The sequence below is a fragment of the Cedecea lapagei genome (assembly GCF_900635955.1).
GTDB classification, from domain to species: Bacteria; Pseudomonadota; Gammaproteobacteria; order Enterobacterales; family Enterobacteriaceae; genus Cedecea; species Cedecea lapagei.
The window spans coordinates 4,422,475-4,444,120 of the sequence record NZ_LR134201.1 but is presented as its reverse complement, the minus strand read 5'-3'; the positions used below and the strand labels follow the sequence as shown (position 1 = coordinate 4,444,120).

Sequence of the window (21,646 nt, the reverse complement as noted above, 5' to 3'; positions counted from 1 at the left end):
CGCAGTAAAAGCAGTATTTCGGCGAGTAGCGCAGCTTGGTAGCGCAACTGGTTTGGGACCAGTGGGTCGGAGGTTCGAATCCTCTCTCGCCGACCACCTTAGAAAAGGCCAGCTTTCGAGCTGGCCTTTTTGCTTTTTGCGATTCCCTGTTCTTTCTTGTTAATCCCAGAACCCCAACCTTCTCATACTGCCATACGCTGCTATTGTCGCTCAGGTGCGACAATAGGGGCTTTTTATGTCTCAAAATGGCGACATATAATTATCTGTTTATAAAGAAATTTATAAATTTCGTGCAAACTCGTCTCCTTAAGGAGACAGCTCTATTTTGTGATAAACCGGCCGTTAAAGCCCGGAAAGGGGAGCGTATGGTTATGCTAATACTATGAAACTACTAATATTAGCGGTTGGCTTAGTTTCTCAATGCAAACCTGGCATGCGTTGTGCAATAATAGCGTTGTAGATGCTCATTCCACTTCTTATGTTTGCTTCGGCTTCATAAACCCAGGAATGACGCAGAGCCGATTACGGTGCTTATCGTCCACCCACAGATGTCGCCCCGATGGGGTCTCATCCAACACCATGGACATAACGTTGAGTGAAGCACCACTTAGTTGTCAAACAGACCTGTTTTAACACCTGCCATCTGGCAGGTGTTTTTTTTTGTGTTGCGGGAAGGGAAGGCGACGTAACGCCGCCTTAACGATCAGGGATGGGTCGGATTCTTCAGGGTAAGCAGCAGGCCATCGCGGCGCATGGTGGCGGCTTCTTCAGGCTTATGCAATTTATCGAGAGAGTCTGCCAGCCAGGCGTAATCGAAGGCGTCCGGGCGTTGCTTAATCGCTTCGCGGAAGGCATCGCTTGCCTGTTGCCATTCGCCATGTTTCATCAGCAGCTGACCCAGCGTGCTTTGCAGCAGAGGGCTATCGCCCTGCGTTTTAATTTGCTGACGTAAGGCTTTTTCCAGTTGCTCCGGGTTCCCTGATTTCAGATGCGGCATCAGCAATACCAGGCGATCGTCGTACTGGCGTTTTAGTCCGTCGAGGATGATCTCCTGCGCGGCGTCATGGTCGTCACATTCGATAAGATGTTCGGCCATGGCCACCTGCAGCGTGGTCTGGTGACGCGTTTTACGGCTTTGATTACGCCACCACGCCTTCAGGCCATCGTTGCCCTGATCGGCCATGGCCTGATCCATCAGGCCGATCCAGGCCTGCTGTTGAAGCGCCTCACGGTGGGCTTCATCGCAGATCTGCACTTTCTCCATCGCCGGTAAAATATCCAGCAATGAGCTCCACGCCCCGGTTCGCAGGTAAGCCTGCTCGGCCAGGCGAAGGACTTCAGGGTGGCGCGGTGCAATCTCCAGAAGCTTATCAATGCCGTGCCGCGCCGCGTGATTTTCATTGCGGGCCAGCTGCAAGCGCACTCGGGTGATCTCCACCGGAAGCTGATCGTTATCCGCCAGCTCGGCAGCGCGCTCCAGATGCTGGTTGGCGCGAATTTCATCGCCGCGCTGTTGAGCCGCCTCTGCGGCAAGCAAATAGTTTACTACCGGCTGTTCAGCGTGATCGGCGTTCTTGCTCATCAGCTTCTCAACCTGCTGATAATCACCTTCGGCCAGTTTCAACAGAGCAGCTTTAGTCTGCTTGCGGGCACGGCTGCGTTTGCGGCCCAGGAACCATCCGCGAGTGCGCGCGCCGGTTCGGAAAATGCGACGCAAGACCCATTCGATGGCAAACAGCACCACCATGGTCAGGATCAGAACGATCGCTAAACCGGTCACGCTGGTTTCAACGTTATAGTTATCGGTCTGGATTAAAACGTAGCCCTGATGGCCCGACAGTATGGGGCCGAGAACGATACCGGCAATCAGCAGCAGGAAAAGCAATAAGACTTTAATCATGCTTATTCCCCCTGACTTGCGGCAGGCGCAGGCTGTGCAGGCGCTGCGTCTTGCGGGGCGGCATCAGCGGCAGGACTTGCCGGCTGAGCCAGTAAATTACGTACCCGGGTTTGCATCAGCTTTTCCAGCAGCGGCTGGCTTTGCAGCGTTTGCGGAATATCCATCTGAATGCTCTGCTGGCTCAGGCCATCAAGCTCTTCAAGGAATGCTTTGGTCGCTGAGTCGTTGGTGTCGTAGTAGGCACGAACCCAGGTAGAAACGTTGTCCAGCGCCTGCTTATAGGTATCTTCCTGATGGCGCGGAACGGCCTGTGCGGCCACCAGCAGGCGGGAACGTATATTCTCGCGCAGATAGATGTCCTGATTCGGCGCCAGCAGCGGTACGGCGGTTTCATCGCGGCGGCGGATGGTAATAAAGCTATCCATAAAGCTGTGCCAGCTTTTCACCAGATTCTGACGCCACTCGGTGATTGTGCCCGACAGCTCGCTGCTGTCCGCATCCATCGGCGAATCATCACTGTCGTTATCGGCAAGGCGCAGGTTATCCAGGCCGTTAGAGAGCTGGTTCAGCTTGAGGATAATCCCGTCGTAGTCGACCTGAGTCACCTTAGACAACGTGGAAATGTCGTCGGTTAATGCACGGCGAGCGGCGATCAGGCTTGGATCGTTCATATCAGCGAGGCTGCCATCTGCACTTTTTAACAGCGCGGCAGCTGTCGTCACGTCCTGATCGCTCCACAGCTTACGCCCCGCCAGTTTCACGAGGAAATCGGCCTGGGCCAGCAGCCAGGTTTTCGAATCACTGCCGGAAATTGTCGCTACTTTTTGCTGAACTTCATTCAGCTGGTGTGCCAACGCGGCCTGCTGCTTGTTGGCATCGCTAAGCGCGCTAGCTTGCTGTTTCAGGGTGGTTTCGAATTCGCTTTTCTGCGCTTCCTGCTGTTTCTGTAAAACAATCAGCTGGTTCGCCAGCGCATCGCTGGTTGCCGTCTGGGTGGATATCTGGTGCTTGCCATAGCTATAAAGCCCGCCGCCTAAAGCCAAAGCGATGGCAATGGCAATCGCGCCCAGCGCAATACCCGCAGCGCCAGAACGACTCTTCTTCGTTACTGGCTCGGGTTGCGATGTTGTCTCCACCGCGGGTGTGGTTTCCTCAACTATGGCGGAGGAGTTATTTTGTTCCGTCATTGTGGCGTCCTGTTATTGTTAGGTGTGTTGTAACGCGCGCAGCAGCGCGTCATTGTCCGCATTCGCGGCGACCTGAATATTCTGCCAACCCATCTCCCTGGCAAGGTTCGCCAAACGCTCGCTGACAACCAGTAACTGGCAGCGTAGTAGCCAGTTCTCGCGATACCAGTCAGGCGTTAGCGTGTAAAGCTGTTGCAGCATTTCACCGCTGGTGACCACTAACGTCGTGATGCCTCGGGCATGCCAGCGGTTAGCCTCTTCTGTACCGTCGTAAATAATAGCGCTTCGCTGATAACACTCACAGAAGCTGACCTCTGCGCCTCGCGTCTCAAGCGTTTCGCCCAGCAGCTCGCGCCCGCCGTTCCCACGGAGAATCAGCGCGCGTTTGCCGCCAACGTTCTGTAATTCAGGTAATTGTAGCAAGACTTCGCTGGTTTCCCGATCCTGTGGATAACGAATCGGAATATGGCTGACGGTATGAAAAGCCAGTGCGGTCGTCCGGCCAATGGCGAACCAGCTCAGATTTTCCGGCCAGACGAGGCCGCTGCGGCGCAAAAGTGGGGCGGCGTAGTCAATCACGTGCTGCGAAAGGACAAAAACCAGATCTCCGGGCGCCAGCGCGGCAAGCTGGGCCGGAAGCTTTGACAGCTCACGGCCGGGCGAGAACTCGATAAGCGGGAAGCTATACGCCACCTGCCCGAGTGCGCGCAGACGGCTCACTAACTCTTCCCCGGCGGGAGAGGGGCGGGTGACAAGAATCGTCATGCGGGAGCATCTCCATTATAAACATCGGCAAGGATCTCGCGGGCGCCGTTATCCAGCAGCTCTTCCGCCAGTGAGACCCCCATGGCAACGGCATCTTCTGGCTTACCGCGGCGTTCGCCACGTACCATCACAGAGCCATCCGGTGCCCCGACCAGCGCCCGAAGCCAGAGTTCGTTATCTTTCAGTTCGGCATAGCTACCGATAGGCACCTGGCAGCCGCCTTCGAGGCGCATATTCATCGCGCGTTCGGCGCTGACTCGAATGGCGGTCTCATGGTGATTTAACGGAGCCAGCAGCGCCTGGGTGCGCTCATCGTCCAGGCGGCACTCGATACCCACTGCGCCCTGGCCGACGGCGGGCAGAGACACTTCCGGCGGCAGGGCGTAGCGAATGCGCTCCTGCATTTCAAGACGGTTCAACCCGGCAACGGCAAGAATAATGGCGTCGTATTCGCCTTTATCAAGCTTACCGAGACGAGTACCGAGGTTACCGCGCAATGAGCGAATCACTAAATCGGGGCGCTGTTCAGCGATTTGGCACTGGCGACGCAGGCTTGAGGTGCCCACAATGCTGCCAGTCGGAAGCTCATCCAGCGTTTGGTAATGGTTGGAGACAAAGGCGTCGCGGGGATCGTCGCGTTCGCAGATGGTGACCAGCCCGAGACCTTCAGGGAATTCCACCGGCACATCTTTAAGGGAGTGGACAGCGATATCCGCACGGCCGTCCAGCATGGCCAGCTCCAGCTCTTTAACGAACAGCCCTTTGCCGCCCACTTTGGCTAGCGGAGTATCCAGCAGAACGTCACCGCGTGTGACCATCGGCACCAGCTCAACGGTCAGCTCCGGGTGGAAGGCTTCCAGACGTTGCTTAACATAATGTGCTTGCCAGAGTGCAAGGGGACTTTGGCGAGTGGCAATTCTGAGTATATTGTCTAACATGCTTGTTACCGTAATTATCGTCCACTGACCATCCTACCACTGTTAGCGGAAGGCTGTCAGGTTCGGCGGTTTTTGCGGCAACAGAGGGAGGTGATTCATATTATGGAAGAAACTGCCCTGAGCCCGTCGCATCTACTACTTTGGTAGCGCATCTTTCTTTACGGTCAACAGGCAAGGTGTTAAATTGATCACGTTTCCAGCAATTGCTGTCCCGATCGGTTATAATCACGTGGACAACAACCAGGAAACGGGTTTTTTCGTAATACTGAAACCATCAGGCGATATGTCTTGTACCTCTATATTGAGACACTTAAACAGAGACTGGATGCCATCAATCAACTGCGTGTAGATCGCGCGCTTGCTGCTATGGGGCCTGCCTTCCAACAGGTCTACAGTCTACTGCCAACGTTATTACATTATCATCACCCGCTGATGCCGGGTTACCTTGACGGTAACGTCCCCTGCGGCATTTGCCTCTACACGCCTGATGAAACCCAACGCCACTACCTGGACGAACTCGAACTGCAGCGCGGCATGCCGCCTCAGGAGACGCCAGCGGGCGAACTGCCGATCACCGGCCTCTATTCTATGGGCAGCACCTCCTCCGTGGGGCAAAGCTGTTCCTCTGACCTTGATATCTGGGTTTGCCACCAGGCCTGGCTTGATAACGACGAGCGCCAGCTGCTGCAGCGCAAATGTAGCCTGCTGGAAAGCTGGGCTGCGTCCCTCGGCGTCGAGGTCAGCTTCTTCCTGATTGACGAAAACCGCTTCCGCCACAATGAAAGCGGCAGCCTGGGCGGTGAAGACTGCGGCTCTACGCAGCACATTCTGCTGCTGGACGAGTTTTACCGCACCGCGGTACGCCTGGCGGGGAAACGCATTCTGTGGAACATGGTGCCGGGCGATGAAGAAGAGCATTACGACGATTACGTGATGACCCTTTACGCTCAGGGCGTGCTGACGCCAAACGAGTGGTTAGATCTCGGTGGCTTAAGCACGCTGTCCGCCGAAGAGTACTTCGGTGCCAGCCTGTGGCAGCTGTACAAAAGTATCGATTCGCCGTACAAAGCGGTGCTGAAAACGCTGCTGCTGGAAGCCTACTCCTGGGAATATCCTAATACCCGCCTGCTGGCAAAAGATATCAAACAGCGCCTGCATGACGGCGAGATAGTCTCTTTTGGTCTTGACCCTTATTGCATGATGCTGGAGCGCGTTACCGAGTACCTGACCCAGGTTGAGGACACCGCCCGGCTGGATCTGGTTCGCCGCTGTTTCTACCTGAAAGTCTGTGAAAAACTTTCCCGTGAGCGCGCCTGCGTTGGCTGGCGTCGTGAAGTTCTGAGCCAGCTGGTGAAAGGCTGGGGCTGGGACGAAGGCCGTCTGGCGATGCTCGACAACAGGGCAAACTGGAAGATAGACCAGGTACGCGAAGCGCACAACGAGCTGCTCGATGCGATGATGCAGAGCTACCGTAATCTGATCCGCTTTGCGCGCCGTAACAACCTTAGCGTCTCCGCCAGCCCGCAGGACATTGGTGTATTGACGCGTAAGCTTTATGCCGCGTTTGAAGCGCTCCCCGGCAAAGTTACGCTGGTTAACCCGCAGATTTCACCGGATCTCTCTGAGCCTAACCTGACTTTTATCCATGTCCCTCTTGGTCGCGCTAACCGCTCCGGCTGGTATCTCTACAACCGTGCGCCAAACATGGACTCCATCGTCAGCCATCAACCGCTGGAATATAACCGTTATCTTAATAAGCTGGTGGCCTGGGCGTATTTTAACGGCCTGCTGACCTCGCGTACCCGCCTGTTTATTAAGGGCAACGGCATTTGCGATTTACCTAAGCTGCAGGAGATGGTGGCGGATGTTTCCCATCACTTCCCGCTGCGTCTCCCGGCACCCACGCCGAAAGCGCTGTACAGCCCGTGTGAGATTCGCCATCTGGCGATTATCGTCAACCTGGAGTACGACCCGACGGCGGCCTTCCGCAATCAGGTCGTGCACTTCGACTTCCGCAAGCTGGACGTGTTTAGCTTCGGCGAACAGCAGCAGTGCCTGATCGGCAGCGTAGACCTGCTGTACCGCAACTCGTGGAATGAGGTGCGTACTCTGCACTTCAACGGCGAGCAGGCGATGATCGAGGCATTGAAAACCATCCTCGGTAAAATGCACCAGGATGCCGCTCCGCCGGATAGCGTTGAGGTGTTCTGCTATAGCCAGCATCTGCGCGGCTTGATCCGCACCCGTGTGCAGCAGCTGGTCTCTGAATGCATTGAATTCCGTCTTTCCAGCACTCGTCAGGAGCCTGGCCGCTTCAAAGCGCTGCGGGTTTCCGGTCAGACCTGGGGCCTGTTCTTTGAGCGCCTGAACGTCTCGGTGCAGAAACTGGAAAACGCCGTTGAGTTTTATGGCGCGATTTCACACAACAAGCTTCACGGCCTGTCGGTGCAGGTAGGCACCAACCAGGTTCAGCTGCCGGCGGTGGTCGATGGTTTTGCCAGCGAAGGGATTATTCAGTTCTTCTTTGAAGAGGCCAGCGAAGATCAGGGCTTCAACATCTATATTCTGGATGAAAGCAACCGCGCTGAGGTTTATCACCACTGCGAGGGAAGTAAAGAAGAGCTGGTGCGCGACGTTAGCCGCTTCTACTCCTCATCCCACGATCGCTTTACCTACGGCTCAAGCTTCATTAACTTCAACCTGCCGCAGTTCTACCAGATTGTGAAGGCTGATGGCCGGATGCAGGTCATTCCGTTCCGCACCCAGTCAATCGCAGCGGCCGCGCCGTCTCATATGGACGACAGCTCTGCGCCGCTGCAGCAGCAGTATCAGCCGTAATCAGCGAAAGCTAACCGCCTCGCCAGCCTGCTGGCTGCTGGCTTCTTCCAGTAACTGCCAGAACTCAGCGCCGCTCCGGTCACAAATCCATTCGTCGCCCTTCAGGTTGAAGTGGTAGCCGCCGCTTTTGGTTGCCAGCCAGACCTGATGTAATGGCTCCTGGCGGTTGATGATAATTTTGCTGCCGTTTTCAAAGCTGATGGTCAGTACGCCGCCGTTGATCTCACAGTCAATATCGCTATCGCCGTCCCAGTCATCCAGGCGCTCTTCGATGGTGTGCCACAGGTTGTCGGCCAGAAGGTGGAATTCGCTGTCGTTCATGTCTGCTTCCTGTTGGGATTTCAGGGCAGTATAAAAGCATCGCCGTGAATTAGAAACAGTCCCTCAGGCGTCATCGAGGTAGTGCATCAGAAGAGGAACGGCCTGCGATGCATTTTCGATAGCGATGCCAAAGGCCACTTTCCCGTCCCGAACCCAGCGCGCGATCTGCTCCTCTCTGGCGGGCGAACCGGGGCTGGCGACGGTGCAACATTTTTCCGGGCCCAAAACGGCCACCGCGATGGCCAGAGCGGAACCAATGCCTGTTCGAAACCCGCCGATGGTGTAATGAAGCTCACCTCGTTTTACGAAGTTAGCCGCATCAATATCGCTAACCAACTGAGTGCTAAACCTGCCGGGGGCGGCCCGCTCGATTAAATCCTGCATCGCTTCACGTTCAAGACCCGTAATGCCAATCCTTTTCATCTGCGTCACCTTATGAAAGACAACCCGCTTCAGATACCAGCCATGGTGAGGCGAAGCCCGACGATTTCCGAACGGATGCCCCATAAGTAGCGTAAACCAGAGATTATTTTCTTGCCTGGTTTGCGGGACGGTGATTTTCAGCGGTCCGGATCACGAAGAGTATTGCTTTTCAGGGTTCACCTGCGATGATAGACGGCAGAATAGTGAATCACAGGCTACCCGATAATGAAGAAAATTTTCTGCCCTCTAGCTTTGGCACTGACGCTTGTAAGCCTTACCGGCTGTGGCCTGAAGGGCCCTCTTTACTTCCCGCCGGCCGATAAGAAAGCGACGCCGACCACCCATAGCGCAACCCCTGAACAATCCACCCAGACGGCGCCAGTCCGCAACGGTCGTGGCATTGATGATGCGCCGACTCAGGTTGTTTACTAGCTAAACCGTGCTTTGTAACCGCGCTAATGGAGCAGAAGATGCAGTTCTCTAAAATGCATGGCCTCGGTAATGACTTTATGGTCGTCGACGCGGTGACGCAGAATGTCTATTTCTCTCCGGAGCTGATCCGGCGGCTGGCGGATCGCCATCTTGGGGTGGGATTCGATCAGCTACTGATCGTAGAGCCTCCTTACGATCCCGATCTCGATTTCCACTACCGGATCTTCAATGCCGACGGCAGCGAAGTCTCTCAGTGTGGTAACGGGGCTCGCTGTTTTGCCCGCTTTGTGCGCCTGAAAGGGTTGACCAATAAGCGAGAAATTCGCGTCAGCACCGCCAACGGTCGTATGGTGCTGAGCGTGACGGAAGATGAGAGGGTGTGCGTCAATATGGGCGAACCGAACTTCGAACCTTCTCAGGTGCCGTTCCGGGCAAACAAAGCGGAAAAGACCTATATTATGCGTGCCGCCGAACAAACCATTATGTGCGGTGTGGTCTCCATGGGTAACCCGCACTGTGTGATCCAGGTCGACGATGTGGAAACCGCCGCGGTAGAAACCCTGGGACCGGTGATGGAGAGCCATGAGCGCTTCCCGGAACGTGCCAACATCGGCTTTATGCAGGTGGTAAGCCGCGAACACATTCGTCTGCGTGTTTACGAGCGCGGCGCGGGAGAAACCCAGGCCTGCGGCAGCGGCGCCTGCGGCGCGGTGGCGGTTGGGATCCTGCAAGGATTACTGGCGGAGCAGGTTCGCGTTGAACTGCCTGGCGGCCGCCTTGATATCGCCTGGAAAGGGCCGGGTTCACCGCTGTATATGTCCGGCCCGGCGGTCCACGTCTATGATGGGTTTATACATCTATGAAGAATGCCGAGGAACAGCAAGAAACCCTCCCTGAGCTTAACGATATCGCGGTTGCCGAGTATTTACAGCGCAATCCTGATTTCTTTATTCGCAATGCCCACCAGGTCGAGAGCATGCAGGTTCCTCACCCGGTACGCGGCACCGTTTCGCTGGTGGAATGGCATATGGCCCGCAGCCGTAACCATATCAACCACCTCGAAGAGAACATGACGCTGCTGATGGAGCAGGCGAGTGCGAACGAAGGTTTGTTCTATCGGCTGCTGAAGCTTCAGGGGCGGCTGGCTTCGGCTTCCAGCCTGCAGGAGATGCTGAATCGCCTGCACCGCTGGGCGCGGGACATCGGCCTGGCCGGTGCGAATATCCGGCTTTTCTCTGACCGCTGGCGTATCGGCGCACCTTCGGACTTTACCCACCTCGCGCTGAATCGTCAGGCCTTTGAGCCGCTTCGGATCCAGCGTCTTGGCGACGCTCAGCACTATCTCGGCCCGCTTAACGGCCCTGAACTGCTGCTGGTGTTGCCGCAGGCGAAAGCGATAGGCTCTGTCGCGATGTCGCTGATGGGCAGCGATGGCGACCTCGGCGTGCTGCTGTTCAGCAGTCGCGATCCGCAACACTACCAGCAGGGACAGGGCACGCAGCTGCTGCACGAACTGGCGCTGATGCTGCCTGACCTGCTGGAGCGCTGGGTTGAACGAGCATGACCGCTCCCGCGTTAGCGACTTACGTCGATGGCTTTCTTCGCTATTTGAAGGTTGAGCGCCAGCTCAGCCCGCTCACCCTCCTGAACTACCAGCGCCAGCTGACGGCGATAATCCACCTTGCCGAAGAGATGAAGCTCAGCAGCTGGCAGCAATGCGATGCCGCCGCCGTGCGTTCGCTGGCCGTGCGCAGCCGCAGAGCCGGCCTGCAAGCCTCCAGCCTGGCGCTAAGACTCTCGGCGCTGCGCAGCTTTTTCGACTGGATGGTCAGCCAGGGGGAGCTAAAGGCGAACCCGGCCAAGGGGATTACCACGCCCAAGGCAGGGCGGCATCTGCCCAAGAACATTGAAGTTGATGACGTTAATCATCTGCTGGATATCGATCTGAACGATCCGCTGGCGGTGCGCGACCGCGCGATGCTGGAAGTGATGTACGGCGCGGGCCTGCGTCTTTCCGAGCTGGTGAATATGAACTGTGGCCACATCGATCTTTCAACCGGTGAAGTGTGGGTGATGGGTAAGGGCAGCAAAGAGCGCCGCGTTCCCGTCGGCCGCAGCGCAGTCACCTGGGTGGAACACTGGCTGGATCTGCGCGAGCTGTTCGGCCCGGACGACGATGCGCTGTTCCTGGCGAAGACGGGGAAGCGTATTTCTGCCCGCAACGTGCAAAAGCGGTTTAGTGAATGGGGCATCAAGCAGGGGCTAAGCAGCCACGTACATCCCCATAAACTGCGCCACTCTTTTGCCACGCACATGCTGGAGTCGAGCGGCGATTTGCGTGCCGTTCAGGAACTGCTCGGGCACGCCAACCTTTCCACCACGCAAATCTATACCCATCTCGACTTTCAACATTTAGCCTCGGTGTATGATGCTGCGCATCCACGCGCCAAACGGGGGAAATCGTAATGCATTTTTACCGCCCGCTCGGGCAAATTGCCGCTCTGACTTTCGATCTCGACGATACGCTTTATGATAATCATCCGGTGATCCTGCGTACCACTCAGGAGTCCCTGGCCTTTGTGCAGGGCTATCATCCAAAGCTCAGCGCCTTTACCGCACTGGACTTCCACCGCAGTCGCGAAGCGCTGCGCCTGAAAGAGCCGGATATCTATCATGACGTCACCGAATGGCGGCGTCGTGCCGTCGAGCAGATGATGCTGGATGCCGGGCTTAGTCCGGAAGACGCTTTTTCCGGTGCCCGCGCAGCCATGGAGAACTTTGCAAAGTGGCGTAGCCGCATCGACGTGCCGCAGGAAACTCACGACACGCTGGCAAAACTTGCTAAGAAATGGCCGCTGGTGGCGATCACCAACGGTAATGCAGAGCCGCACCTGTTCGGGCTGGATAATTACTTTGAATTTGTCCTGCGCGCCGGGCCGGATGGCCGGGCTAAACCCTTTAGCGATATGTATCACACCGCTGCGCAGCGCCTGGGGATTCCGCTGGAGCACATCCTGCACGTTGGCGATGACCTGACAACAGACGTGGCGGGCGCGGTGCGCTGCGGTATGCAGGCCTGCTGGATTAACCTGCGTGAAGGTGACCTGATGAGAATCGATGACAGCCGTTTGCTGCCGCATCTCGAGATTTCGCGGTTGGCATCCCTCACCGCGCTGATATAATCATCAAAGACTCTGTACAAATTACCAGTGGTTGGCTGAGCCAACTCTTTCTCTTTTTCGGCGGTGCCAATGGACGTTTCTTACCTGCTCGACAGCCTCAACGATAAACAGCGCGAAGCGGTTGCCGCCACGCGCAGCAACATGCTGGTGCTGGCCGGGGCAGGCAGTGGTAAGACGCGGGTACTTGTGCACCGTATCGCATGGTTGATGACGGTGGAAAACTGCTCGCCGTACTCCATTATGGCGGTGACCTTTACCAACAAAGCGGCGGCGGAAATGCGCCACCGCATTGGCCAACTGATGGGCACCAGCCAGGGCGGCATGTGGGTCGGCACTTTCCACGGTCTGGCACACCGTCTGCTGCGCGCTCACCATATGGACGCAAACCTGCCGCAGGACTTCCAGATCCTCGACAGCGAAGATCAGCTGCGCCTGCTTAAGCGCCTGATTAAGGCGATGAACCTGGATGATAAGCAGTGGCCGGCACGTCAGGCGATGTGGTACATCAACGGTAAAAAAGATGAGGGCCTGCGCCCGCACCACGTCGAAAGCTACGGCAATCCGGTGGAGCAAACGTGGCAGAAGGTTTACCAGGCCTATCAGGAAGCCTGTGACCGCGCAGGACTGGTGGACTTTGCCGAGCTTCTGCTGCGCGCCCACGAGCTGTGGCTTAACAAGCCGCACATTCTGAATCACTATCGCGAGCGCTTCACCAACATCCTGGTGGACGAATTCCAGGACACAAACAGCATTCAGTACGCGTGGATCCGCCTGCTGGCCGGAGATACCGGCAAAGTGATGATCGTGGGCGATGATGACCAGTCGATCTACGGCTGGCGTGGGGCTCAGGTTGAAAACATCCAGCGGTTCCTGAATGACTTCCCGGGGGCGCAAACCATCCGCCTGGAGCAAAACTACCGCTCGACGAATAACATCCTTAACGCAGCCAACGCCCTGATAGCCAATAACTCCGGCCGACTTGGCAAAGAGCTGTGGACCGACGGCAGCGACGGCGAACCGATCTCGATCTACTGCGCTTTCAACGAGCTGGACGAAGCCCGCTTCGTGGTCAACCGCATTAAAACCTGGCAGGAAAACGGCGGTGCGCTGGAGCAGTGTGCCATTCTGTACCGCAGCAACGCCCAGTCGCGCGTGCTGGAAGAGGCGCTGCTGCAGGGAAGCATGCCTTACCGGATCTACGGCGGCATGCGCTTCTTCGAACGCCAGGAAATCAAAGATGCGCTCTCCTATCTGCGCCTGATTGCCAACCGCAACGACGATGCGGCCTTCGAGCGTGTGGTGAATACGCCAACCCGCGGCATCGGCGACCGCACGCTTGACGTCGTGCGTCAGACCGCCCGCGACCAGCAATTAACGCTGTGGCAATCTTGCCGCCTGCTGCTGCAGGAAAAAGCGCTGGCCGGTCGAGCTGCGTCGGCCCTGCAGCGTTTTATGGAGCTTATCGACGCACTTGCCCATGAAACGGCGGATATGCCGCTGCATGTCCAGACCGATCGGGTGATTAAAGATTCTGGCCTGTTCATGATGTATGAGCAGGAAAAAGGCGAGAAAGGCCAGACCCGTATTGAGAACTTAGAAGAGCTGGTAACCGCAACGCGGCAGTTTAGCTACAACGACGAAGATGAGGATCTGATGCCGCTGCAGGCGTTTCTCTCTCACGCTGCGCTGGAAGCGGGCGAAGGGCAGGCCGATACCTGGCAGGATGCGGTGCAGCTGATGACGCTGCACTCGGCAAAAGGTCTCGAATTCCCGCAGGTGTTTATCGTGGGGATGGAAGAGGGCATGTTCCCAAGCCAGATGTCCCTCGACGAGGGGGGCCGCCTGGAAGAGGAGCGCCGTCTGGCCTACGTCGGCGTAACCCGAGCGATGCAGAAGCTGACGCTGACCTATGCGGAAACACGTCGCCTGTACGGCAAAGAAGCCTACCATCGCCCTTCGCGCTTTATCGGCGAGCTGCCGGAAAACTGCGTCGAAGAGGTGCGTCTGCGCGCAAGTATTAGCCGCCCGGTCAGCCATCAGCGTATGGGCACACCGATTGCGCAGAACGATTCAGGGTTCAGCCTTGGGCAGCGCGTACGGCATCCTAAGTTCGGCGAAGGCACCATTGTGAACCTGGAAGGCAGCGGCGAGCACAGCCGCCTGCAGGTGGCGTTCCAGGGGCAGGGGATCAAGTGGTTAGTCGCCGCTTATGCTCGCCTGGAAACGGTGTAAGTTACCGAAAATAATCGCTATTTTCACTATCTGCGCTACCCTTAATATGTCACTGGTATGAACTTGTTCAGCCGTGTCCCGTTGCGTGTTGACGCCATATTGGTGGTGGCGTAACATGCGCGCACGAATACGCTAAGAGGACACTCGCCTTGGACACACCCAGTAGATGCTGGCTCAATAACCTGTCATCCAGGTACAACTCCTAAGGCTATCCTCTGATGCTGATAGCCTTCGTGGTTGTCAGCGACCTCGTGTATTTTGATCCCGTCGCCCCTTGAGTCAGACTGTTTAATGGTCTGAAACCTCTATTGTTTCTGTCTGTGTGCCAACCGAATTGTCCCTGATCTTTTTTTGCATTGGGAGTCCCGGTCATGCTGAGCGCATTTCAACTGGAAAATAATCGCCTTGCCCGCCTTGAGCTGGACGAGACGGATACCCTGGCCAACTCGGTATGGGTTGATCTCGTCGAACCGGAAGAGAGCGAGCGAGAGCGTGTGCAAACGGAACTTGGCCAAAGCCTGGCAACCCGACCAGAGCTGGAAGACATCGAAGCGTCCGCGCGTTTCTTCGAGGATGAAGATGGTCTTCACATCCACTCCTTTTTCTTCTTTGAAGATGCGGACGATCATGCGGGCAACAGCACGGTCGCCTTTACTATTCGCGAAGGCCGCCTTTATACGCTTCGCGAACGCGAGCTGCCGGCGTTTCGTCTCTATCGTATGCGCGCCCGCAACCAGTCACTTGTTGACGGCAATGCGTGGGAGCTGCTACTTGATTTGTTCGAAACCAAAATCGAACAGCTGGCGGATGAAATTGAAAACATCTACAGCGACCTGGAGCAGCTTAGCCGCGTAATTATGGAAGGGCATCAGGGCGATGAGTACGACGCCGCGCTCTCAACGCTGGCGGAGCTTGAAGATATCGGCTGGAAGGTTCGCCTGTGCCTGATGGATACCCAGCGCGCGCTGAACTTCCTCGTGCGTAAAGCGCGTTTGCCGGGCAGCCAGCTGGAACAGGCTCGCGAAATCCTGCGGGATATCGAATCCCTGCTGCCGCACAACGAATCGCTGTTCCAGAAGGTAAACTTCCTGATGCAGGCGGCGATGGGCTTTATCAACATCGAGCAGAACCGCATCATCAAGATCTTCTCGGTGGTCTCGGTTGTCTTCCTGCCGCCGACGCTGGTGGCTTCCAGCTATGGGATGAACTTCGAGTTTATGCCCGAGCTGAAGTGGAGCTTTGGCTACCCCGGCGCGATCATCTTTATGATGCTCGCCGGCCTGGCGCCTTATCTCTACTTTAAGCGTAAAAACTGGTTGTAAGAAAACAGGAGCCGAAAGGCTCCTTTTTCACATCTATTTCAGCGAGTTAGCTATTGTGCGCCGTTGAGTATAAATGGCAGCGGCGATAAACAGCGACAGCGCTGCCCGGAAAAAAAGCCGTCAGGGCAAGCATAATTCCCTGGCGCGTCTGGTTCGGATCCATAAAAAACTCAGCAAAAATAGTGCCCGAAAAATAACAGGGTTTACATCCTTACCCTACCATGTAGGTAGCCGTTGCGCTGGCGATGTGGAGCTGATCCTGGTTATGCAGTTCCACACGGGCGACCGCGACTTTATTGCCGGCACGCAAGAGGCTGCTGCTGGCCGTGAAGCGTTCTCCGCGCCCGGGACGCAGATAATCAACGCGTAAATCGATGGTGCCCATTTTTGACAGGCGCTGGCGTAGCTCATCTTCGGTGATGGTGTCATGGCGCGTCAGGGTACTGCCGACGCAGACCAGACCTGCCGCAACGTCCAGCGCAGAAGCGATAACGCCGCCATGCAAAATACTTTGTGCCCAGTTTCCCACCATCATGGGTTGATTATTAAAGCTTAGCTGGGCAAAAGCTTTCTCGTAGCGTTCCAGTTCAAGGCCAAGCGCACGGTTAAAAGGCATGTGATACACGAAGATTTCGCCCACCAGCTTGAGGGCGGCTTCTGTTGTCAGAACAGGGGAAGACATGGTTCATTCCTCGAACAAAAAACGGAAAGTTAATAAGTTGTATAGTTTATGCTTCCCAATTGTTGCTTTCCACTTTAGTCACCGCAGGGACGCGCTTTGGCGCATCCCTTAATAGACCGATCGCGATTACTATTTTGAAACTTATTTTGTTATGGAGAACGGGACCAATGCTGAAATCTCTGGGGTGGGGGATGGCCGCCATGCTGCCTTTGACCGCCTTCGCACAAGAAGCGACTATCGATAAGATCCACGACAAGCCGCCCGTAAAAGGCAGCATCATTGCTAATCTGCTGCAGGAGCATGACAACCCGTTCACGCTGTACCCGTACGACACAAACTACCTGTTGTACACCTGGACCAGCGATATGAATAAAGAGGCGATTAGCTCTTATGACTGGGCGCACAATGCCCGTAAAGATGAAGTGAAATTCCAGCTTAGCCTCGCGTTTCCGCTGTGGCGCGGCATTCTGGGGGATAACTCGGTGTTGGCCGCTTCCTATACCCAGAAGTCCTGGTGGCAGCTCTCTAATCGCAATGAATCCTCGCCTTTTCGCGAAACTAACTACGAGCCTCAGCTGTTCCTCGGCTTTGCCACGGATACCACCTTTGCCGGCTGGACGCTGCGAGACGTCGAGTTTGGCTATAACCACGACTCGAACGGCCGCTCTGACCCCACTTCTCGTGGCTGGAACCGCCTTTATACTCGCCTGATGGCGCAGCACGGCGACTGGCAGGTCGAGGTGAAACCCTGGTACGTGGTGGGGAGCGTTGATGACAACCCGGATATCACCAAATACATGGGGTACTACCAGCTCAAGGTAGGTTATGCGCTGGGCGAGGCGATTTTCAGCGTGAAGGGGCAATATAACTGGAACAGCGGCTACGGTGGGGCAGAGTTTGGCGTGAGCTACCCAATTTCGAAGAACGTCCGCTTCTACACCCAGGTTTACAGCGGCTACGGTGAATCTCTTATCGACTACAACTTTAACCAGACACGGGTTGGCGTAGGCGTTATGCTAAACGATCTTTTCTAAAGCATTGCAGTTTCTCTTCCGGGCGCTGAAAATGGCGCCTGAATTTTAGGTAGTGGGGATAGCGTGACACAGGCGGAAGTAATCAATCAGGCGTCGCTGGCGAGGCAGGTTCTGCAGGAAACCTTCGGGTACCAACAGTTCCGTCCGGGCCAGGAAACCATCATCGATACGGTGCTGGAGGGGCGTGACTGCCTGGTGGTGATGCCGACCGGCGGTGGCAAATCGCTGTGTTACCAAATTCCTGCGCTGGTGTTCGGCGGCCTGACCGTGGTGGTCTCTCCGCTGATTTCCCTGATGAAAGACCAGGTGGATCAGCTGCTGGCAAACGGCGTTGCTGCCGCCTGCCTTAACTCGACCCAGACCCGCGAACAGCAGATGGAAGTGATGACCGGCTGCCGTACCGGGCAAATTCGCCTGCTGTACATCGCCCCTGAACGCCTGATGATGGATAACTTTATCGATCATCTCAGCAACTGGCAGCTCTCTATGGTTGCGGTGGACGAAGCGCACTGTATTTCGCAGTGGGGGCACGACTTCCGCCCGGAATATGCCGCCCTTGGCCAGCTTCGCCAACGGCTGCCTGCCGTCCCCTTTGTGGCATTAACGGCAACGGCAGATGACACCACGCGGCTCGATATTGTTCGCCTGCTGGGGCTTAACGATCCGTTTATCCAGATCAGCAGCTTTGACCGCCCGAATATTCGCTACATGCTGATGGAGAAGTTTAAGCCGCTCGATCAGCTCACCCGCTACATTCAGGAGCAGCGTGGTAAATCCGGCATTATTTACTGCAACAGTCGGGCAAAGGTTGAAGACATCGCCGCCCGCCTGCAAAGCAAAGGCATCAGCGCTGGCGCTTACCATGCGGGGCTGGAGCATCAGGTGCGCGGTGACGTGCAGGAGAAGTTCCAGCGGGACGATCTGCAGATTGTCGTGGCAACCGTTGCGTTTGGGATGGGCATTAACAAGCCTAACGTGCGTTTTGTCGCCCACTTCGATATTCCCCGCAACATTGAATCTTACTATCAGGAAACCGGTCGCGCCGGGCGAGATGGCCTGCCTGCCGAAGCGATGCTGTTTTACGATCCGGCAGATATGGCCTGGCTGCGCAAGTGCCTCGAAGAGAAAGCGCCGGGGCAGCTTCAGGACATAGAACGCCACAAGCTCAACGCGATGGGCGCATTTGCTGAAGCGCAAACCTGCCGTCGTCTGGTGCTGCTTAACTACTTTGGCGAAGGTCGCCAGCAGGCCTGCGGCAACTGCGATATCTGTCTCGATCCGCCTCGTCGCTATGACGGGCTGATGGATGCGCAAAAAGCGCTTTCCTGTATTTACCGCGTCGGCCAGCGTTTTGGTATGGGGTACGTGGTTGAAGTGCTGCGCGGCGCTAACAACCAGCGTATTCGCGACCTCGGCCACGACAAGCTGAAGATTTACGGTGAAGGCCGTGAGCACACCACCGAGCATTGGGTCAGCGTGATCCGCCAGCTCATCCACCTCGGCGTGGTGACGCAGAATATCGCTGCGCACTCGGCGCTCCAGCTAACGGAAGCGGCACGACCTTATCTGCGTGGTGAGGAGCCGCTAATGCTGGCAGTGCCACGCGTGGTCGCCATTAAGCCGCGAGCCAGCCAGAAAGTCTTTGGCGGCAACTACGATCGTAAACTGTTCGCCAAACTCAGGAAGCTGCGCAAGTCGATTGCGGACGAAGAAAATATCCCGCCTTACGTGGTGTTCAATGACGCAACGCTGATTGAAATGGCCGAGCAGATGCCGCTCTCCCCGGGAGAGATGCTGGGCATTAACGGCGTCGGGACTCGCAAGCTCGAACGTTTTGGCCGCCCGTTTATGACGATGATTCGCGACCACGTTGATGGTGTGGATGAAGAGTAGCCTGCCGCGATAAAAAGTGGCAGGATACTGACTCTTCACATTATCTGCACGCGAGCTATTCCCTATGTTGATGTTATTCCTGACCGTGGCGCTGGTGCACATTGTTGCCCTGATGAGCCCGGGTCCTGACTTTTTCTTTGTTTCCCAGACAGCCGTAAGCCGCTCTCGCAAAGAGGCGATGATGGGCGTTCTGGGCATTACCGCCGGCGTCATGGTTTGGGCGGGCGTAGCGCTGCTTGGCCTGCATCTGATCCTCGAAAAAATGGCCTGGCTGCATAACATCATCATGGTCGGCGGTGGCCTGTATCTGTGCTGGATGGGCTACCAGATGCTGCGCGGTGCCTTCAGAAAAGAGAGCAAAAGCGAAGAGTCACCGAAGGTTGAGCTGGCGAGCGGCGGGAAGAGCTTTTTGAAAGGGCTGCTGACCAACCTGGCTAACCCGAAAGCGATTATCTACTTTGGCAGCGTGTTCTCGCTGTTTGTGGGGGACAACGTCGGTAGCGCTGAGCGCTGGGGCCTGTTTGTACTGATCGCGATTGAAACTTTCGCCTGGTTCACCGTTGTGGCAAGCCTGTTTGCCTTACCGAAAATGCGCCGCGGCTATCAGCGCCTCGCCAAATGGATCGACGGTATGGCGGGTGCGCTGTTCACCGGTTTTGGTATTCACCTGATCATCTCCCGATAATCAGGCCTGGCGCGCTCCGGCAAGCAGCGCGCCCACCAGCATAAACAGCGACCCGAAGACCCGATTCATGGCCTTCATCTGGCGCGGCCCTTTGATCCAGGCGGCAATGCGTTTTGCCAGCGTCGCATAGCCAATCATCACGACGATATCCACCACCACCGTGGTGACGCCGAGCACGACGTACTGCATCGCCTGGGGCTGATGCGGCACGATAAACTGCGGGAACAGGGCGGCAAGAAACACGATGCTTTTGGGGTTTGTCAGGTTGACGAACACCGCCCGCTTAAACAGTTTGCTGCGCGGCTGGGTGATTGCCAGCGTGTTCAAATCCAGCGCTCCGGCAGCTCTCCATTGCTGGATCCCCAGCCAGATAAGATAGGCGACACCCGCCCACTTCAGCACTTCAAAGGCCAGCAGAGAGCGTGAGAACAGCGCGCCGAGACCGACGCCCACCAGCACGATGTGCAGCGCAAGCCCGGTTTGCAGCCCGGTAATCGACGCCGCCGCGCCGCGATAGCCGTGGCTGATAGCGGTGGTCATGGTATTGATGGCCCCGGAACCGGGGGAAAGGCTAAGAATGATTGTGGTCAGCAGATAGGTAAACCACCACTCGAAGGTCATGTGAAACTCCCTGAACGCGCACTTTTATGCCACAATACGCTATTGTTGATAAGCGTTCCATGAGCTCAAAAAAAACCACAGATACCTGATGCCAACCCCTATGTCTCAGCATAAAAACGGATGGTTAGAACGGGAAGGCGCATTTGCTGCTTTTGCCACGGGTCCGCTAACGGACTTCTGGCGCGGGCGGGAAGAGCGTGAATTCAACGGCGTGGATGACGTGCCGGTTCGCTACGTTCGCTTCTCCTCCCCGCAGCACGACCGCGTGATTGTTGTCTGCCCTGGCAGGATAGAAAGCTATGTGAAATATGCTGAGCTCGCCTATGACCTGTATCACAGCGGGTTTGATGTCCTGATTATCGACCACCGTGGTCAGGGGCGTTCGGGGCGTATGCTGTCGGATACTCATCGTGGGCACGTCGTCAATTTTAACGACTATGTTGAAGATTTTGACCGCTTTTACCAGCAGGAAGTGGCGTCGGGGCCCTGGCGTAAACGTTACCTGCTGGCCCATTCCATGGGCGGTGCGATTGCCGCGTTATGGCTGCAGCAAGCGCCGGATGCCTTTGACGCGGTCGCACTTTGCGCGCCGATGTTCGGGATTACGCTACGCTGGCCGGAGTGGATGGTGCGCCATATTCTTGACTGGGCCGAAGGACATCCGCGTATTCGGGAAGGATACGCTCTGGGGACGGGCCGCTGGCGCGCACTGCCGTTTAGCGTTAACGTCCTGACCCACAGTGAAGAGCGGTACCGCCGTAGCCTGCGTTTTTATGCTGATGAGCCAGCATTGCGGGTAGGGGGGCCAACGTTCCATTGGGTACGCGAAGGGATCCTCGCCGGAGAAAAGGTGTTAGCAGGAGCCACTGCCATCACCACGCCGATCTTTTTACTCCAGGCAGAAGAGGAGCGAGTGGTCGATAACCGCGCGCACCAGCGCTTCTGCGAAATTATGGCCGCGGCGGGCCACCCTTGTGAGGGGGAAACACCTTACGTTATTGAAGGCGCGTATCACGAGATCCTGTTTGAGAAGGACGCTATGCGAGCCAGAGCCTTGTCTGCCGTGCTTGAATTTTTCGACCGGCATAATTCATTAATTTACTCTAAATAATTCGAGTTGTAGCCAGGCGGCCAGAGAGCTTATCCCGATGAGCTTACTGAAGTAAGTGATTCGGGTAAGTGAATGCAGCC

At 56.4% G+C, this 21,646-nt stretch carries 21 protein-coding genes and 1 tRNA gene; 14 read left to right on the top strand and 8 right to left on the bottom strand.

Annotated elements, in window-relative coordinates:
• The first annotated feature begins 19 nt into the window (after nt 1-19).
• Nucleotides 20-96 (top strand) — tRNA-Pro (locus EL098_RS21560).
• Between the two features lie 607 nt (nt 97-703).
• Here the strand turns inward: EL098_RS21560 and hemY are convergent.
• The 4 genes from hemY to hemC are packed head-to-tail and all read right to left on the bottom strand — an operon-like array spanning nt 704 to nt 4,790.
• Nucleotides 704-1,900 carry a protoheme IX biogenesis protein HemY gene (gene hemY, locus EL098_RS21550; RefSeq protein ID WP_126358027.1) on the bottom strand — a complete coding sequence of 399 codons (1,197 nt, stop codon included), beginning with the start codon at nt 1,898-1,900 and terminating at the stop codon, nt 704-706.
• Nucleotides 1,901-1,902: 2 nt separating this feature from the next.
• Nucleotides 1,903-3,087, bottom strand: coding sequence for a uroporphyrinogen-III C-methyltransferase (gene hemX, locus EL098_RS21545; protein WP_126358026.1), 1,185 nt, complete (start codon nt 3,085-3,087; stop codon nt 1,903-1,905).
• Between the two features lie 18 nt (nt 3,088-3,105).
• Nucleotides 3,106-3,852 carry a uroporphyrinogen-III synthase gene (gene hemD / locus EL098_RS21540; RefSeq protein ID WP_126358025.1) on the bottom strand — a complete coding sequence of 249 codons (747 nt, stop codon included), beginning with the start codon at nt 3,850-3,852 and terminating at the stop codon, nt 3,106-3,108.
• Nucleotides 3,849-4,790 (bottom strand): hydroxymethylbilane synthase, encoded by a 942-nt coding sequence (gene hemC / locus EL098_RS21535; protein ID WP_126358024.1) that lies wholly within the window; start codon nt 4,788-4,790, stop codon nt 3,849-3,851. The genes hemD and hemC overlap by 4 nt, the downstream gene beginning before the upstream one ends.
• Before the next feature lie 288 nt (nt 4,791-5,078).
• On the opposite strand from hemC, the gene cyaA reads away from it, so the two are divergent.
• Nucleotides 5,079-7,628, top strand: a complete 2,550-nt coding sequence (gene cyaA / locus EL098_RS21530) for a class I adenylate cyclase (RefSeq protein ID WP_126358023.1) — start codon at nt 5,079-5,081, stop codon at nt 7,626-7,628.
• Here cyaA and cyaY read toward each other — a convergent pair whose 3' ends face one another.
• Together cyaY and EL098_RS21520 are read right to left on the bottom strand one after the other, a co-directional pair.
• Nucleotides 7,629-7,949, bottom strand: a complete 321-nt coding sequence (cyaY, locus tag EL098_RS21525) for an iron donor protein CyaY (protein WP_126358022.1) — start codon at nt 7,947-7,949, stop codon at nt 7,629-7,631.
• Nucleotides 7,950-8,012: 63 nt separating this feature from the next.
• Entirely contained in the window at nt 8,013-8,372 is a 360-nt protein-coding gene (locus EL098_RS21520; RefSeq protein WP_126358021.1) for a DUF2620 family protein, read from the bottom strand.
• A 225-nt stretch (nt 8,373-8,597) separates the two neighbouring features.
• Between EL098_RS21520 and lptM the strand changes: the two genes are divergently transcribed.
• From lptM to corA, 8 genes are all read left to right on the top strand, one after another.
• Nucleotides 8,598-8,804, top strand: coding sequence for an LPS translocon maturation chaperone LptM (gene lptM, locus EL098_RS21515; RefSeq protein WP_126358020.1), 207 nt, complete (start codon nt 8,598-8,600; stop codon nt 8,802-8,804).
• Nucleotides 8,805-8,842: 38 nt separating this feature from the next.
• Nucleotides 8,843-9,667, top strand: coding sequence for a diaminopimelate epimerase (gene dapF, locus EL098_RS21510; protein ID WP_126358019.1), 825 nt, complete (start codon nt 8,843-8,845; stop codon nt 9,665-9,667).
• Nucleotides 9,664-10,368, top strand: coding sequence for a DUF484 domain-containing protein (locus EL098_RS21505; RefSeq protein WP_126358018.1), 705 nt, complete (start codon nt 9,664-9,666; stop codon nt 10,366-10,368). Before dapF ends, EL098_RS21505 begins: the two co-directional genes overlap by 4 nt.
• Entirely contained in the window at nt 10,365-11,270 is a 906-nt protein-coding gene (gene xerC / locus EL098_RS21500; protein ID WP_126358017.1) for a tyrosine recombinase XerC, read from the top strand. The genes EL098_RS21505 and xerC overlap by 4 nt, the downstream gene beginning before the upstream one ends.
• Entirely contained in the window at nt 11,270-11,986 is a 717-nt protein-coding gene (gene yigB, locus EL098_RS21495) for a 5-amino-6-(5-phospho-D-ribitylamino)uracil phosphatase YigB (RefSeq protein WP_126358016.1), read from the top strand. The genes xerC and yigB overlap by 1 nt, the downstream gene beginning before the upstream one ends.
• A 69-nt stretch (nt 11,987-12,055) precedes the next feature.
• Nucleotides 12,056-14,218, top strand: a complete 2,163-nt coding sequence (gene uvrD / locus EL098_RS21490; protein ID WP_126358015.1) for a DNA helicase II — start codon at nt 12,056-12,058, stop codon at nt 14,216-14,218.
• A gap of 149 nt (nt 14,219-14,367) precedes the next feature.
• Nucleotides 14,368-14,424 carry a YsgD/CorL family protein gene (gene ysgD, locus EL098_RS23840; RefSeq protein WP_408609137.1) on the top strand — a complete coding sequence of 19 codons (57 nt, stop codon included), beginning with the start codon at nt 14,368-14,370 and terminating at the stop codon, nt 14,422-14,424.
• A gap of 165 nt (nt 14,425-14,589) precedes the next feature.
• On the top strand, nt 14,590-15,540 hold the full coding sequence (corA, locus tag EL098_RS21485; protein ID WP_126358014.1) for a magnesium/cobalt transporter CorA: 951 nt from the start codon (nt 14,590-14,592) through the stop codon (nt 15,538-15,540).
• 211 nt (nt 15,541-15,751) lie between these two features.
• Here the strand turns inward: corA and yigI are convergent, their stop codons facing one another.
• Nucleotides 15,752-16,222, bottom strand: a complete 471-nt coding sequence (gene yigI, locus EL098_RS21480; protein WP_008455502.1) for an acyl-CoA thioesterase YigI — start codon at nt 16,220-16,222, stop codon at nt 15,752-15,754.
• Nucleotides 16,223-16,389: 167 nt separating this feature from the next.
• Here yigI and pldA point away from each other — a divergent pair, with 167 nt between their 5' ends.
• The 3 genes from pldA to rhtC all read left to right on the top strand — a co-directional run bounded on the left by pldA (nt 16,390) and on the right by rhtC (nt 19,834).
• Entirely contained in the window at nt 16,390-17,256 is an 867-nt protein-coding gene (pldA, locus tag EL098_RS21475) for a phospholipase A (protein WP_126358013.1), read from the top strand.
• Between the two features lie 63 nt (nt 17,257-17,319).
• Nucleotides 17,320-19,149, top strand: a complete 1,830-nt coding sequence (gene recQ / locus EL098_RS21470) for an ATP-dependent DNA helicase RecQ (protein WP_126358012.1) — start codon at nt 17,320-17,322, stop codon at nt 19,147-19,149.
• Between the two features lie 64 nt (nt 19,150-19,213).
• Nucleotides 19,214-19,834 (top strand): threonine export protein RhtC, encoded by a 621-nt coding sequence (rhtC, locus tag EL098_RS21465; protein ID WP_126358011.1) that lies wholly within the window; start codon nt 19,214-19,216, stop codon nt 19,832-19,834.
• On the opposite strand, the gene rhtB is transcribed toward rhtC, so the two are convergent.
• The gene (rhtB, locus tag EL098_RS21460) at nt 19,835-20,455 is read right to left on the bottom strand and encodes a homoserine/homoserine lactone efflux protein (RefSeq protein ID WP_126358010.1); all 621 of its coding nucleotides are present in this window, start codon (nt 20,453-20,455) and stop codon (nt 19,835-19,837) included.
• A gap of 100 nt (nt 20,456-20,555) precedes the next feature.
• Between rhtB and pldB the strand changes: the two genes are divergently transcribed.
• Nucleotides 20,556-21,566, top strand: coding sequence for a lysophospholipase L2 (gene pldB, locus EL098_RS21455; RefSeq protein WP_126358009.1), 1,011 nt, complete (start codon nt 20,556-20,558; stop codon nt 21,564-21,566).
• Nucleotides 21,567-21,646 lie beyond the last annotated feature (80 nt).

Bases quoted from the DNA above. Each gene is read 5' to 3' on its own strand.
- hemY (WP_126358027.1), bottom strand. From the start codon at position 1,900: ATGATTAAAGTCTTATTGCTTTTCCTGCTGCTGATTGCCGGTATCGTT.
- hemX (WP_126358026.1), bottom strand. From the start codon at position 3,087: ATGACGGAACAAAATAACTCCTCCGCCATAGTTGAGGAAACCACACCC.
- hemD (WP_126358025.1), bottom strand. From the start codon at position 3,852: ATGACGATTCTTGTCACCCGCCCCTCTCCCGCCGGGGAAGAGTTAGTG.
- hemC (WP_126358024.1), bottom strand. From the start codon at position 4,790: ATGTTAGACAATATACTCAGAATTGCCACTCGCCAAAGTCCCCTTGCA.
- cyaY (WP_126358022.1), bottom strand. From the start codon at position 7,949: ATGAACGACAGCGAATTCCACCTTCTGGCCGACAACCTGTGGCACACC.
- EL098_RS21520 (WP_126358021.1), bottom strand. From the start codon at position 8,372: ATGAAAAGGATTGGCATTACGGGTCTTGAACGTGAAGCGATGCAGGAT.
- lptM (WP_126358020.1), top strand. From the start codon at position 8,598: ATGAAGAAAATTTTCTGCCCTCTAGCTTTGGCACTGACGCTTGTAAGC.
- dapF (WP_126358019.1), top strand. From the start codon at position 8,843: ATGCAGTTCTCTAAAATGCATGGCCTCGGTAATGACTTTATGGTCGTC.
- EL098_RS21505 (WP_126358018.1), top strand. From the start codon at position 9,664: ATGAAGAATGCCGAGGAACAGCAAGAAACCCTCCCTGAGCTTAACGAT.
- xerC (WP_126358017.1), top strand. From the start codon at position 10,365: ATGACCGCTCCCGCGTTAGCGACTTACGTCGATGGCTTTCTTCGCTAT.
- yigB (WP_126358016.1), top strand. From the start codon at position 11,270: ATGCATTTTTACCGCCCGCTCGGGCAAATTGCCGCTCTGACTTTCGAT.
- uvrD (WP_126358015.1), top strand. From the start codon at position 12,056: ATGGACGTTTCTTACCTGCTCGACAGCCTCAACGATAAACAGCGCGAA.
- corA (WP_126358014.1), top strand. From the start codon at position 14,590: ATGCTGAGCGCATTTCAACTGGAAAATAATCGCCTTGCCCGCCTTGAG.
- yigI (WP_008455502.1), bottom strand. From the start codon at position 16,222: ATGTCTTCCCCTGTTCTGACAACAGAAGCCGCCCTCAAGCTGGTGGGC.
- pldA (WP_126358013.1), top strand. From the start codon at position 16,390: ATGCTGAAATCTCTGGGGTGGGGGATGGCCGCCATGCTGCCTTTGACC.
- rhtC (WP_126358011.1), top strand. From the start codon at position 19,214: ATGTTGATGTTATTCCTGACCGTGGCGCTGGTGCACATTGTTGCCCTG.
- rhtB (WP_126358010.1), bottom strand. From the start codon at position 20,455: ATGACCTTCGAGTGGTGGTTTACCTATCTGCTGACCACAATCATTCTT.
- pldB (WP_126358009.1), top strand. From the start codon at position 20,556: ATGTCTCAGCATAAAAACGGATGGTTAGAACGGGAAGGCGCATTTGCT.